Source organism: Nocardiopsis sp. NRRL B-16309 (assembly GCF_001279585.1).
Lineage (GTDB): Bacteria > Actinomycetota > Actinomycetes > Streptosporangiales > Streptosporangiaceae > Nocardiopsis.
Window position 1 is genome coordinate 57,508 of the sequence record NZ_LGEC01000016.1, and the last position, 13,299, is coordinate 70,806.

Sequence of the window (13,299 nt, forward strand, 5' to 3'; positions counted from 1 at the left end):
TTCCACGCCCCCGACGTGGAGCCGCCCGGACGTACGGCCACCCGATTCAATTCCGCACACATCACTAGGGTTGACCTATGGCACGCCGCAGACTTCGTTCAGTCACTGTCGAAGGACTCACCTCGATCCGCTCGGCCACCGTCGAACTCGGGGACGTGAACGTCCTCATCGGCCCCAACGGCGCCGGCAAGAGCAACTTCGTCTCAGCCCTGGCCATGCTCGGCCGTATCGCCGACGGAGAACTCGGCATCTTCGTCGGCCAGAGCGGTGGCGGCGCCGAGCTGTTCCACAAGGGCCCCAAGGGCGGTCGGCAGATCAGGCTCACTGCGCGGTTCTCGGACCTCGACTATCACGTCGCACTCAGTCACGGACCCAACGATCGGTTGGTGTTCGACCAGGAGGACGCCAACGTGCCCTTCGACGGGATCGACGAGGCGACGGCCCCCGTGCAACTGGCCCCAGGGTCCAGTGAGAGCGTCCTTTCGAGCATTGCCTCAGGAGAGATCCGAGTCTCCACGCCCACAAGGAGTGCTCTCCAACCGCTGATCGACACGTTGCACGCGTGCCGTGTCTTCCACTTCCACGACACCAGCACCAGCGCACCCGTGAAGCAGTCCGTGTACACCGCCGACAACATCACGCTGCGCCAGGACGCCGGAAATCTCGCTGCGGTCCTCCTCCGGCTCCGCGACACCGAGCCCACCACGTACCGGCAGATTCTTCGAGGCATCCAGAAGGTCGCTCCGTTCCTCAGGGACTTCGTCCTCGTCGAGCAGAACGAGCGAGTACAGCTGCGCTGGAAACAGGTGGGCGGTGACGACGTCTTCCCGGCCAGTGCCCTGTCCGACGGGACGTTGCGTTTCGTCTGTCTGGCAACGCTGCTCGGCATGCCCGGCCCCCCGGGCCTGATCGTCCTGGACGAGCCCGAACTGGGCCTGCATCCCTTCGCCATCGTGCAGCTCGCGAGCATGCTTCAGGCGGCCAGTACCTCCAGCCAGATCGTCATCGCCACCCAGTCGTCCACCCTCGTGGACCAGTTCGCCTTGGACGAGGTGATCGTCGTCGAGCGGGAGAACGGGTCGTCCGCCTTTCGCCGCCCGGATCCAGAACCGCTCAGCGTGTGGCTTGACGACTTCTCTTTGGGCGAGCTGTGGCAGAAGAACCTCCTCGGTGGCCGCCCCCGACCCGAGCGAGGGTGAGCATGCGCAGGCTTCACATCCTCTGCGAGGGCCAAACCGAGGAACAGCTCACCAAGGAGACACTCGCTCCCTATTTCGCCAGGGCGGACACCTACGTCAGCTGCTCGGTCATCACCACGAAGCGGACGACGATCGGCGGGGACGCCAAAGGAGGAGTCGGAAGGTGGAGTGCACTGCAGCGCGAGATCAGGGGTCTTCTCCACGATCCGTCCATCACCGTGCTGACGACGCTCGTCGACTACTACGGAGCTCCTTCGGACACACCCGGTATGGCGACACGGACCACGGGTTCGCCTCAGGCACAGGTCGAGCATGTGGAAGCGGCGATGGCACAGACCATTGATGACGGGCGCTTCCTCCCCCACCTGGTGATGCATGAGACCGAAGCCTGGGTGCTCGCCTGCCCGGAGGTTCTGGGCGAGCTGTCCGGGGAACAGAAGCTCCCAGAGCGCGTCCGTGCTCTGACAGCACGGGCGGGCGGCCCCGAAGCGATCAACGACGGCCCTGACACGGCTCCGTCCAAACGACTGCGCGCGCTCATGCCCGGATACCGCAAGACGGTGGACGGCCCTGACGCCATCTGCCTCACCGGAATCGACGAAGTACGCCGCCAGTGCCCACACGCCGACGCGTGGTTCCGGGCCGTGGACCACCGGTTGGGGATCCAACGGGCGGGGTGAACACTCTCCGGACGGCGCGTCAGGGGTCCAACGGGCGCAGGTGGAGGTCGTGGCCGGTGGCGTCGGGGGCGGCGAACCGGAGCAGGCGCAGGCCCTCACCGGTGACGGCGTCCTCCTCGGCGGGGGACAGCGGTGCGAAGAGCCGGACCTCCAGCAGCGCCGTCCCCGTCCCCTTGTCGCGCTCGATGCGCCACAGCCCGCGCACGAACCCGTCGACCGTCACGGGCGGGTGGACCATCAGGTGGACGCGCTGGTGGTCGGCCACCAGGCGCGACCGGTCGTCGTAGCCCACCAGCACGTTGTCGAGCAGGGCCATGAAGCGCACGGGCGCGGGGGTGTCCGGGTCGGCGACCGGTGCGTCGGGCAGGTCGAACAGCTCACGGCCGTCCTCGTCGCGGCGGACCACCAGGCGGGGGCGCAGGCCCTCCACCACGGACCGCAGTCGGGTCATCCCGCTCCACGCCTGGACGTCCCTGACCGAGGCCGGGCCGAAGGCCGCCAGGTAGCGCAGGACCATCCGCTCCGCGTCCGGCACGTCCGCCACCGGTCCGCCGAGCCACTGTTCGGCGAGCACGAACGGGGTCGGGCCCCGACGGCCCCACACCCCGTCGGGCGGCGGGTGCAGGATCGGCAGGAGCCCCTGGGCCGATCGCGCCAGTTCCACCGGATCGCGGCCCGGCCAGCGCTCCCCCAGCGCGCGGGCCAGCTCAGGGCGGGACACGGCACCGCCGACGAGGAGTTCGCGGGTGGCGGCGGTCAGCTCGTCCAGGTCGAGCCCCGCGGTGGAGCGGCCGAAGGCGCCGCGCTGCCAGCGGGTGAGCAACGGCTGGAGGGTGGGGCGCAGCCACCGGTAGTCGTCGGCGGCGACGAGGTGCTGGGTGCCCCGGAACATCGTCGCGCGGACCACCGCGCGGTCGTGGAGCAGGCCGGTGAGCCCGTCCATGGTGAAGTCCGCGACCCGCGACCACAGGCCGACGTAGGGCGGTTCGGGGTCCTGCGCCTGGAGTCCGACGAGGTGGCGTACGACCTCGTGCGGGGTCGTACTCGTGCGGCCCAGGAGGAGCTGGCGGGACAGGGTCGTCCGGTTCAGCGTGCGCCGGTCGAGTGGGGTCATGGGTCGGACCGTAGCGGCCGTCGCGGTCGACCGCTGTCCGCCACTCCCCCGGCGGTTCGAGTCGGGCCGGTCGGGTGGGGCGGCGCGCCGGGCCTGCCTTAGGTTGGGCGTGAGTGCGCAGACAACGGAGAGAGGTGCCGCGTGAGCGTCGTCAAGTTCAACGTTCTGACCGTCCCCGTGGGCGAGGGGGCCACCCTGGAGGAGCGGTTCGCCAAGCGCGCCGGGCTGGTGGAGAACCAGCCGGGGTTCGAGGAGTTCCAGCTGCTGCGCCCGGTCGAGGGCACGGACAGGTACCTGGTGTACACCCGGTGGCGGTCCGAGGAGGACTTCCGGAACTGGGTCAGCGGCCGGGCCTTCCAGGAGGGCCACGCGCAGGCCGCGAAGGAGGCGCAGGAGGAGGGCCGTACGGGTCACGGCCACGGGCATGGCGGTCCGGCCGCGACCGGCAGTGAGCTGTGGGGCTTCGAGGTCGTCCAGCACGTCAAGGCCGAGTCGTAGCCACGGGCGCGCGGGGGCCGGTGGAGCCGGGAGTCCCGGTTCCACCGGCGCGGGCGGGCTCCGTGGCCACACACGGGCACGACGGCTCTACCGGTCCTCCCGTCCTGTCGTTCCCCCCTCGACCCGCCCCCTGACCGCCTGGACCTTTACGACGTAGATTTCTCCTGGTGCAGGCCGTGTCACTCCGGTTTGCGGGCCTCGATGAGGAACCGGGTCGTGTGCGCCACGAACGGCCCGTCGCGCTCGATCAGGTCGTGCAGCTCGCGGAGCCGGTCGCGGTAGGCCTCCACGGTGAACCCGGGCACCATCCACACCACCTTGCGCAGGAAGTACACGACCGCGCCGATGTCGAAGAACTCCGTGCGCAGCCGCTCGAACCGCAGGTCCACCACCTCCAGGCCGGCGGCCTCAGCCTCGGCGCGGGCGTCGTCGGGGTGGCGCGAGCGCCGCACCTCCTCCGGCTGCGGCCCCAGGAAGAACTCCACGAGCTCGAACACACTGGCCGGGCCCACCTGCTGGGACAGGTAGGTGCCGCCGGGCGCCAGGACCCGGGCGATCTCCGTCCACCACGGCTTCACCGGATGCCGCGACACCACCAGGTCGAAGGCCCCGTCGGCGAACGGCAGCGGCGGTTCCTCGGTGTCGGCGACCACGGCCACCCCGAGCGGGTGCAGCAGGCGCGTGGCCTTGGCCACGTTCGGCGGCCACCCCTCCGTGGCCACGGTCAGCGCGGGCCGCCGCGCGACCCCGGCGAGCACCTCGCCGCCACCGGTCTGGATGTCGAGCGCGGCGCTCGCGCGGGCCAGGTGTTCGCCCATCGTGCGCTGGTATCCCCAGGAGGGGCGCTGCTCGGTGGCTCGGCCGTCCAGCCAGGAGAAGTCCCAGCCCTCGGTGGGTGCGGCCGCGGCCTCGGCCGCGAGTTCGTCGAAGGTTCGTCCCATACGGGCCAGGCTGGCCGGTCGGGGCGCCGGTGTCCACCGGATTCCGCGAGCCCGACCGCACGTGTCGGCCCGTGATGGGATGATCCCAGGACCGGGTGACCCGCGTACTCGTCACTCCGCGACAGGAGCGAGGATGGGGGTCATGAGAGCCCTCGTCCGCTTCGTGCGCCTCGCGGCCCCCGTCCCCGCCGTCGCCGCCGGCCTGATCGCCGTGCTGGTCGGCGTGACCAGTTCGATCGCGATCGTGTTCGCCGCCGCCGAGGCCGCGGGGGCGACGCCCGGGCAGACCGCCTCGTGGGTGCTGGCCCTGGGCGTGGGCATGGCCGTCACCTGTGTGGGCCTGTCGTTGCGCTACCGGGCTCCGGTGGTGACCGCCTGGTCCACGCCCGGCGCGGCGCTGCTCGCGGTCGGTCTGGACGGCGTCACGATGCCGCAGGCGATAGGCGCGTTCCTGTTCTCCGCGGCGCTGATCACCCTGAGCGGCGTGACGGGGTGGTTCGAGAAGGTCATGGACCGGGTGCCGGTGCCACTGGCGGCGGGCCTGCTCGCGGGGGTGCTGCTCCAGTTCGGCCTCGGGCTGTTCACGAGCATGGAGGGCGACTTCACCGTGGTCGCCGCGATGTTCGCGGTCTACCTGGTGTGCCGCCGGTGGCTGGCGCGCTACGCGGTCCTGTCGGCGCTGGTGGCGGGCGGTGCGGTGGCGGCCGTGAACGGCACCCTGGACCTGGGCGAGGTCACGCCCGCGCTGGCCCGGCCGGTGTTCGTGGTGCCGGAGTTCTCCTGGCAGGTGATGGTGAGCGTGGGGGTGCCCCTGTTCGTGGTCACCATGGCCTCGCAGAACCTGCCCGGGGTGGCGGTGCTGCGCGGCGACGGCTACCGGGTGCCCATCTCGCCTGTGCTGGGCTGGACGGGGCTGACCAACATGCTGCTGGCGCCGTTCGGCTGCTTCGGGATGAACCTGGCGGCGATCACCGCGGCGATCTGCACCGGACCGCAGGCGCACCCGGACCGCGAACGCCGGTTCACGGCCGGGGTGTGGGCCGGGGTCTTCTACCTGGTCGTGGGCGTCTTCGGCGCCACGGTCGCCTCGCTGCTGGCCGCGCTGCCCACGACGCTGATCCTGGCGATCGCGGGCCTGGGCCTGCTCGGCACGATCGGGGGGTCGCTGGCCTCGGCGCTGGGCGACGAGCGGTCGCGGGAGGCGGCCGTGGTGACGTTCCTGGCGACCGCGTCGGGGTTCACGCTGCTCGGGGTGGGGTCGGCCTTCTGGGGGCTGGTCGCCGGTGTGCTGACCCTGCTGGTGACGGGTGCGTGGCGCCGTCCGCGCGCGACGGTTCGGGCGGGGTCGGGCCCGGAGAGCGGGGCCGAGTCGTCGTCGGGGCCGGAACCGGGGGCCGAGTCGGTGTCAGAGCCCTGGTCGGAGTCGGTCGCCGAGTCGGCGTCGGGGCCAGGGGGCGAGTCGGAGTCGGCGTCGGCGTCGGACTCAGCGTCGGACGCGGCGACGAGCCCGGAGGCGGCCATGACGTCGGCGGCCAACCGCGACAGCGGTGGGGAGTCCCCGCCGCCCTCGGAGAAGGCCTCGACGTAGCCCCACTGGAGCCAGGCCCCCGTCGGCGGAGCGGCCGACCCCCGCCGGCGCGAGGGCGGGGTGAGAACGGACACGTCGGACATCGGGCGCCGCACGCGCCGCGCGTGTGGAGACAGTGGCACCGGACATGGATGATGGGAGGGACTGGGGTCTACCGACCCGTTCGTGCCGGAGGCGACGCGCCCGGCACCGGTCGCACCCGATGTCTGATCTGCCCGAAGTGGCGAGGGAGGCCCCATGCGGCACGTGGTCCTGTTGAGTACCGGAGGCACCATCGCCACGACGGCGAGCGAGGCGGGTCTGGCGGTCAGTGTGGACGCCGAACGGCTCGCCGCAGCCGCGGCCAAGGTGTGGGACCTGGAGGGCGTGCGCGTCGAGGCGCTCGACGTGAACCGGATCATCAGCTCCGCGGCGACCCTGGACGACGTCATGGCCCTGGCCCGAGCGGTGGGCGAAGCCGCCGCCCGCGCGGACGGCGTGGTCGTCACCCACGGAACCGACTCCATGGAGGAATCGGCCTTCCTCGTGGCCCTCACCCACCGCCACCAGGCCCCGGTGGCCTTCACCGGCGCCCAGCGCCCCTTCGACGATCCCGCTCCCGACGGTCCGCGCAACCTGGCGGCCGCGCTGCGCTGGGTCGCCGACCCGCGGGCACGCGGAACCGGGGTCAGCGTGGTCTTCGGTGACACCGTGCTGCCCGCCGTGGGCGCCCGCAAGGTGCACACGCTCGGCCTGGACGGCTTCGCGGCGCCGGGGCGCGGCCCCGTCGCCGCCGTCGACGACACGGGCGTGCGCCCCTACGCCGTCCCCCCGACCGCGCCGGCGCTGCTGTCGACCGACGCCGCCCTGCCCAGGGTGGAGGTCGTCGGCCAGTACCTGGGCGCGGACGCCGCGGCGGTGCGGGCGGCGGTCGCCGCGGGCGCGCGCGGCATCGTGCTGTCGGCATTCGGCGCGGGCAACGCCACGCCCGAGGTGACGGCGGCCTGCCTGGACCTGCTCGACGCGGGCACGCCGGTGGTGGTGGCCAGCCGGGTCGGCGCGGGACCGGTGCGCGGCGTGTACGCGGGCGGCGGCGCGGACCTGGAGCGCGCGGGCGCGATCCCGGCGGGCGACCTGTCACCCTGGCAGGCGCGGCTGCTGCTGGCGGCGGTGCTGACCCACCCCGACGGCTCGCGGGGCGCCGCCGCCCGGTGCCGGGAGTGGCTCCGCGCGGTCGGCGCCCTGGGCTGAGCCGCCGGCGGGCACCTGGCTCCCCACGGGCCGAACGCCCAACCGACTCCGAGCGGGGAACGACTCCCATGGAAAGTGCGCTCGGCCGACGCCCGGCGACACCACTGCGCGCGGCCGGGACGCCCGAACGAACCACGGGTGGGCACCTGGCTCCGGGCCGACCGCCGGGCCGACCCGAACAGGCACGACGCCACGGGCTCGGACGAGGGCCCGGTCCCGCGCGGTCGGCGGGCGAGCGCCCGGAGGGCTCGTCGGTTCAGGCGGTGGCGAGGACGCGGCCGGTCTCGGCCACGGCGAGCATCAGGTCCTGCGGGTCGGCGGTCATCCCCGCCACCACCAGGTCGATCTCCGTCAGCCCGGCGCGGGCGAGCAGTGTCTTGTCGTTGGTGACCCACTCCCCCCGTTCGGCGAGGACGGCGTGCGCCGTCTGGGCCGCGGCCTGGGCGACGAGTCCGGCGCACTGGGCGACCCGGCCGTGCGGGGCGTGGTCGTGCTCCGCGTGGGACAGGGTGGCCGCGGCCCGGCCCCGCCAGACGCCGGGCGCGGACCGGCGCAACGCCTTCGGGTACTCCGGGCGGGGCAGATCGCCGACCAGCACCCGGCCCAGCGCCAGTTCGGCGACCACGAGGTAGGTGGGGACGCCCGCGAGGTGGAACATCAGCGGTTCGATCTCGAAGCGCCCCCGCTCGGCCTCGGCGAGCCGGTGCTCCACGTCGTCCAGGTCGCGGTAGTGCACGTCCACCCGGCGGCCGTCCACGCGCAGCCGGGCGCCGCCGTTGAAGACGCCCCCGCCCCAGCCGCCGATCTCCGAGACCTCACCCTCCCAGCCCGTGTCGCGCAGGTCCTGCGGGTCGAAGGCGCCGCGGTAGTACACGGCCAGGTCCCAGTCGCTGTCGGGCCGGTGGGTGCCCTGGGCCCGGGAGCCGCCGAGACTGACCGCCCGCACGACCGGCAGGGCCGAGAGCCGGTCGGCGGTCGCGGTCAGGAAGCGTTCGTCGTCGGTGGTCATGGCTCCATCATGCCGGGGCGGGCCCGGGCCGGGACCGGCGCCTCAGCCGGACGAGCGGTTCGGGACGGGATCAACGCGACGCGGTGTCGGCGGCCCGGACCGGTGGCCCGTAGGTGCGTCGGCGCAGGAACGCCTCGGCCGGGCCGCGCAGGCGGGCCCGCCGCATCAGGTCGGCCACGACCACGGTGGCCAGCCACACGGCCGCTCCCACCAGGACCGCGGCGGCGTCGGACAGGCCCGGTGCCAGGTCCAGGGTGTAGGGCAGGAACAGCACGACCCAGGCCACCGACTGCAGCAGGTAGCAGGTCATGGAGCGCTGCCCGGTCGCGGCCAGGGCCTGGACGACCGGGCCCCGGCGATCGCCGATCCGGACCGCGACCAGCGCGATGAGCGCGGCGTAGCCGAACCCGCCCGCGTAGCCGGACAGCACGTGGAGCCAGCCCGCGCCGAACGCCGGCGGGAAGCCGGACGGCCACACCTCGATGGCCAGGAGGGCCTGGGGGATCCCGCCCAGCGCGGCCACGGGGATACCCACGAGCGCGACGCGGCGCAGCAGGGCCAGGTGGCGTTCGGGCTCCTCCAACAGCCTGCGGCGGGCCGCCCAGACACCGACGGTGAACGGGAACACCGACACCAGGGTCATGAGGACGAGCATGACTGGCCAGGCTCCCAGGCGCATGAGCATGTCGGTGAGCGGCGTCAGTTCCGCCGCCGACTCCTGCCGCGGGTCCGTCCCGGAGAAGGCCGCGGCCATGGCGGCGGCGTACAGCAGGGAGCCGACCGACATCCAGGCGAAGCCGTGCGCCAGCAGGCGCCGGTCACCGGCCCACAGCAGACCCGCGAAGGCCAGGGCGATGAGCCCGTACACGCCGATGATGTCGCCGTAGAAGAGCAGGAGGGTGTGCAGGAAGCCGATGACCATGAGCCATCGGCCGCGCCGGCGCACCAGGGAGCGCACCCACGCCGTGCCGTGGCCCTCGGCGCCCCGGCGCAGGACGATCTGGGCGAGGCCGTACCCGAACAGGGCGGCGAACATGGGGTACCCGCGGCTCTCCGCGAACATCAGCATGAAGGCGGTGACGACGGTGTCGAGGGTGCCGGTCAGGGCGAAGGTCTCGCCGCCGCCCGTGGAGAACTGCCGGAACATGTGCGCGTGTACGGTGGCGATGACCAGCAGCATGAACCCGCGGGCGAGGTCGGGGGCGAGCGACCGCCGGGCCAGGGACACCGGGGCGGCGCCGGGGGCGGCGGGGGCGGCGGGGGTCGGAGGAGAGGACATGGTCGGACTCCCGGGAAACGGGGACTCTGGAGATACGCAGGCGTATCTCACCGGACCACTTTAAGATACGGCACCGTTGCTTAGAAAGTAACCACGTGACTGACCGGAAGCGGCCATCCCCGGCGACGCACGGAGCGACCGGGGCACCTGTGACACCCGGAACGCCGGAGGCCACCGACACGCGCGCGGCACACGAGACGCGGGAGACTCCCGAAGCGACCGACGTGCGCGCGACGCGCGAGGGCACCGAGGCGCCTGAGGCCCGGGAGACTCCCCGGACGCCGTCCAGGGCGACGCGACGGCGCGGGCGGGCACTCGTCGACGCCATCCACGACGCGGTCCTGCGCGAGACCACCGAGAACGGCGTCGCCCGGCTCACCATGGAGGGCGTCGCCCGACGCGCGGGCACGGCCAAGACCTCGCTCTACCGGCGCTGGTCCACACCGGAGGACATCCTGATGGAGGCGCTGCACGGCGCCTATCCCCAGGAGGAGCCCTCCCCCGGTGCCGACGACCTGCGCGGCGATCTCGTGGCGGCGCTGATGCTCTTCCACGGGCTCATGGAACAGGAGCCGCTGGGCCCGGTCATGCTTTCCTGCGTGGCCGAGGCGTCCTACCGGCCCGAGTTCAACGAGCGGCTGTGGCGCGAGGTGTACGAGCCCCGTGGCGGGCGCTTCACCGCCACGGTGCTCCGGTACTACGCCGACCGGGGCGGGGTCGACCCGGCCCGGGTGACCCCGGTGACCATCGACGTCGGCGAGGCGATGATGGTCAAGTACACCCTGGACCGGCTCGAACCGCCGTCGCCGGCCTACGTCGAGCGGATCGTGGACGAAGTGCTCCTGCCGGCCCTCGGCCGCGACCCGCGGTGACCGGCGGCGCGACCGAACGCGCGAACGTCCGCGACCCCCGCGCGCAATCGACAACCGAACGGGTGGCCGCCCCGGTCCGGGGCGGCCACCCACCGGCGCGTCAGCCGTCGCGCTTCTCGGGTCCCTGGCCCGGACCGGCCGTCCCCTCCGGCCCCGACTCGTCCGCTCCCGCCGCCGTCTCGCCCGGGCCGACCGCCGGTTCGACGGGCCCGGCGAGGCTCGCTCCCTGGTACACCGTGCCCGCGAGTTCCTCCTGCCTCAGGGAGCGCACGAGGGCGAACATCATGAGGAACGCGATCACGAAGAACGGCAGCCCGAACACGATGATCGTCTCCGACAGCGCGTCCAACCCGTCCTTGCCCGTCGCGGTCAGCACGGTCGCCGCCACGACGCCCTCGGTCACACCCCAGAACACCCGCTGGCGGGTGGGCCCCACGGCCGATCCCGAACAGAGCATGTCCACCACCAGGGACGCGGAGTCCGAGGAGGTGGTGAAGAAGATGATGACGATGATGATGCTGAGGACCGACACCGCCGTGGCGAACGGGTAGTGCGCCAGGAAGGCGAAGAGCGCCCCGGGGATGTCCTCCTGGACGACCACCTCCTCGACCAGGCCCCCGTCCTGGTTCAGCTCGATGTCGAAGGCGGAGAGCCCGAACACGCTGAACCACACGATGCTGAAGGCCGTCGGCAGTGCCAGCACACCGATCACGAACTCACGGATCGTGCGTCCCTTGGAGATGCGCGCGATGAAGATGCCCACGAAGGGCGACCACGTGATGGTCCACGCCCAGTAGAACACCGTCCACGTGCCCTGCCAGCCGGTGTTGCCGAAGGTGTCGTTCCAGAACGACAGCGGGATGAGCCAGGACAGGTACACGCCGGTGGTCTCGATGACGCCCCTGGCCAGGAACAGCGAGGACCCCGCCAGGAACACGAACAGGAGCAGCCCCACGGCCAGGACGATGTTGATCTGGGAGAGCCACTTGATGCCGATGTCCAGCCCGCTGACCACCGAGGTGACCGCGATGGCGGTGACGATCGCGATGAGGATGACCTGGTTGAGCCGGCTCTCCTCCACGCCGAACAGCACGTTGAGCCCGCTGTTGATCTGCATGGTGCCCAGGCCGATGGTGACCGCGACGCCGAAGAGGGTGCCCAGCACGGCGATCACGTCGATCGTGCGGCCGATGGGGCCGTTGATGCGCTCGCCGATCAGCGGGTGGAAGATCGAGCTGACCCGGAACGGCAGGCCCTTGCGGTAGACGAAGTAGGCGAACGCCAGCCCCGGCAGGCAGAAGATCGTCCACGTGTGCAGGCCGAAATGGTAGAGCGTGAATCCCATCGCCTGTCGCGCGGCTTCGACCGACTCCGGCTCGACGTTCTGTTGCGGAGGTACGGCGAAGTGGCTGATGGGTTCGGCCACGCCCCAGAACATGAGGATGCTGCCGATGCCCGCCGCGAAGAGCATGCAGAACCACGCCAGGTTGCTGTACTCCGGGCGACTGTTCTGGTCGCCCAGCCGGACCCGGCCGAAACGGCTGAGCGCGATCCACACCAGGAAGACGAGGAAGGTGGTCACGCCGAGGATGTAGAACCAGCCCAGGCGGGACAGGATCCAGGCCGACGTGGCCCCGAAGACGAGATCGACCGTCGACGTGGAGAGGATCGACCACAGGACGAAGAAGAGCGTCAGCGCCGCGGCCGCGAAGAAGATCACCGGATTCGTCCGAAGACCCAGTGTTCGAGCGAGGAAGTCGAGCATGCCGTCTGCTTTCTGGTGGAACGGTCTCCGGGGACAGGCTGGCGGACGTTGGAAGCGTCCTTCCCCAGAATCGCGGAGAGCACACGGAAATGCACAGAACGGCACGGACTCGGCTCACGGAATCGCCGAGGGGTCGGCCCGGACAGGCGACACAATTCGCAATACGGACAATTCTTCTTATACACGCCACCCCATCGCAGGGGAGGCGAAGGAGCCCAGGGTCCGGAAACGACGGTGTCCCCGCACCGGGGCGCCGGTACGGGGACTACGGGGACACCACGGGCCGAACGCTCAGCCGGTGTAGTCGAACGTGGCGGGGTCGGGGCCGATCCGGCCGCCGCGGTCCAGCGCGCTGATCGCGTCGACGTCCTCGGCGTCCAGCTCGAAGTCGAACACGTCGATGTTCTCCCGGATCCGCGACGGGGTCACGGACTTGGGGATGACGACGTTGCCCAGCTGCAGGTGCCAGCGCAGCACCACCTGGGCCGCGGACTTGCCGTGCTTGGCCCCCAGCGAGGTCAGGACGGGGTCCTCCAGCAGGCCCTTGCCCTGGCCGAGCGGGCTCCAGGCCTCGGTGAGGACGCCGTGCTCGGCGTCGGCCCGGCGCATGTCCGCCTGGTTGAGGTAGGGGTGCAGCTCGATCTGGTTGAGGACGGGGACGACCTCGGTCTCGGCGACCAGCCGGTCCAGGGCGGACCGGGTGAAGTTGGAGACGCCGATCGAACGGGCGCGGCCCTCGGAGCGGATCCGCTCCATCGCGCGCCAGGTGTCCACGTACAGGTCCCGGGCGGGGAGCGGCCAGTGGATGAGGTAGAGGTCGACGTGGTCGAGGCCCAGGCGCTCCAGGCTGGCGTCGAAGGCCTTGAGCGTCGCGTCGTAGCCCTGGTCGCCGTTCCACAGCTTGGTGGTGAGGAACAGCTCGTCACGGTCGATCCCGGCGGCGGCGACGGCGCGGCCGACACCGGTCTCGTTGTCGTAGATGCGGGCGGTGTCGATGCTGCGGTAGCCGGCCTCCAGCGCGGTCTCGACCGCGCCCTGGGCCTGGTCGTCCGGCACCTGCCAGACACCGAACCCCAGTTGCGGCATGGTGTGGCCGTCGTTCAGCGAGACGTGCTGCATGGCTG

Annotated in this window: 12 protein-coding genes; 6 read left to right on the top strand and 6 right to left on the bottom strand. The window is 71.9% G+C overall.

What is annotated here, in order from left to right; all coding sequences use genetic code 11:
* Positions 1-77: 77 nt before the first annotated feature.
* Together ADL05_RS03260 and ADL05_RS03265 are read left to right on the top strand one after the other, a co-directional pair.
* Positions 78-1,199: an AAA family ATPase gene (locus tag ADL05_RS03260; RefSeq protein ID WP_053615351.1), complete on the top strand. Its 1,122-nt coding sequence runs from the start codon at positions 78-80 to the stop codon at positions 1,197-1,199.
* A 2-nt stretch (positions 1,200-1,201) separates the two neighbouring features.
* Positions 1,202-1,879, top strand: a complete 678-nt coding sequence (locus tag ADL05_RS03265) for a DUF4276 family protein (protein ID WP_053615352.1) — start codon at positions 1,202-1,204, stop codon at positions 1,877-1,879.
* 19 nt (positions 1,880-1,898) lie between these two features.
* Here ADL05_RS03265 and ADL05_RS03270 read toward each other — a convergent pair whose 3' ends face one another.
* On the bottom strand, positions 1,899-2,993 hold the full coding sequence (locus ADL05_RS03270) for a winged helix DNA-binding domain-containing protein (protein WP_053615353.1): 1,095 nt from the start codon (positions 2,991-2,993) through the stop codon (positions 1,899-1,901).
* Positions 2,994-3,134: 141 nt separating this feature from the next.
* Between ADL05_RS03270 and ADL05_RS03275 the strand changes: the two genes are divergently transcribed.
* A complete protein-coding gene (locus tag ADL05_RS03275) occupies positions 3,135-3,491 on the top strand; it encodes an antibiotic biosynthesis monooxygenase (protein ID WP_053615354.1) in 357 nt (118 codons plus the stop codon).
* A 179-nt stretch (positions 3,492-3,670) separates the two neighbouring features.
* Here ADL05_RS03275 and ADL05_RS03280 read toward each other — a convergent pair whose 3' ends face one another.
* Complete coding sequence (locus tag ADL05_RS03280) at positions 3,671-4,432, bottom strand: class I SAM-dependent methyltransferase (protein ID WP_053615355.1); 762 nt, start codon at positions 4,430-4,432, stop codon at positions 3,671-3,673.
* A gap of 142 nt (positions 4,433-4,574) precedes the next feature.
* On the opposite strand from ADL05_RS03280, the gene ADL05_RS03285 reads away from it, so the two are divergent.
* Together ADL05_RS03285 and ADL05_RS03290 are read left to right on the top strand one after the other, a co-directional pair.
* A complete protein-coding gene (locus ADL05_RS03285; protein WP_053615598.1) occupies positions 4,575-6,020 on the top strand; it encodes a benzoate/H(+) symporter BenE family transporter in 1,446 nt (481 codons plus the stop codon).
* Positions 6,021-6,257: 237 nt separating this feature from the next.
* Entirely contained in the window at positions 6,258-7,250 is a 993-nt protein-coding gene (locus ADL05_RS03290) for an asparaginase (RefSeq protein ID WP_053615356.1), read from the top strand.
* Positions 7,251-7,506: 256 nt separating this feature from the next.
* Here the strand turns inward: ADL05_RS03290 and ADL05_RS03295 are convergent, their stop codons facing one another.
* Both ADL05_RS03295 and ADL05_RS03300 read right to left on the bottom strand, forming a co-directional pair.
* Positions 7,507-8,259, bottom strand: a complete 753-nt coding sequence (locus ADL05_RS03295) for a nucleotidyltransferase domain-containing protein (protein WP_053615357.1) — start codon at positions 8,257-8,259, stop codon at positions 7,507-7,509.
* 70 nt (positions 8,260-8,329) lie between these two features.
* Positions 8,330-9,538, bottom strand: a complete 1,209-nt coding sequence (locus ADL05_RS03300; RefSeq protein ID WP_053615358.1) for a DUF418 domain-containing protein — start codon at positions 9,536-9,538, stop codon at positions 8,330-8,332.
* Positions 9,539-9,687: 149 nt separating this feature from the next.
* Between ADL05_RS03300 and ADL05_RS03305 the strand changes: the two genes are divergently transcribed.
* Entirely contained in the window at positions 9,688-10,410 is a 723-nt protein-coding gene (locus tag ADL05_RS03305) for a TetR/AcrR family transcriptional regulator (protein ID WP_231640583.1), read from the top strand.
* Between the two features lie 100 nt (positions 10,411-10,510).
* Here ADL05_RS03305 and ADL05_RS03310 read toward each other — a convergent pair whose 3' ends face one another.
* Together ADL05_RS03310 and ADL05_RS03315 are read right to left on the bottom strand one after the other, a co-directional pair.
* Positions 10,511-12,175, bottom strand: a complete 1,665-nt coding sequence (locus ADL05_RS03310) for a BCCT family transporter (RefSeq protein WP_082376071.1) — start codon at positions 12,173-12,175, stop codon at positions 10,511-10,513.
* 291 nt (positions 12,176-12,466) lie between these two features.
* A complete protein-coding gene (locus tag ADL05_RS03315) occupies positions 12,467-13,294 on the bottom strand; it encodes an aldo/keto reductase (protein ID WP_053615359.1) in 828 nt (275 codons plus the stop codon).
* Positions 13,295-13,299: the final 5 nt, after the last annotated feature.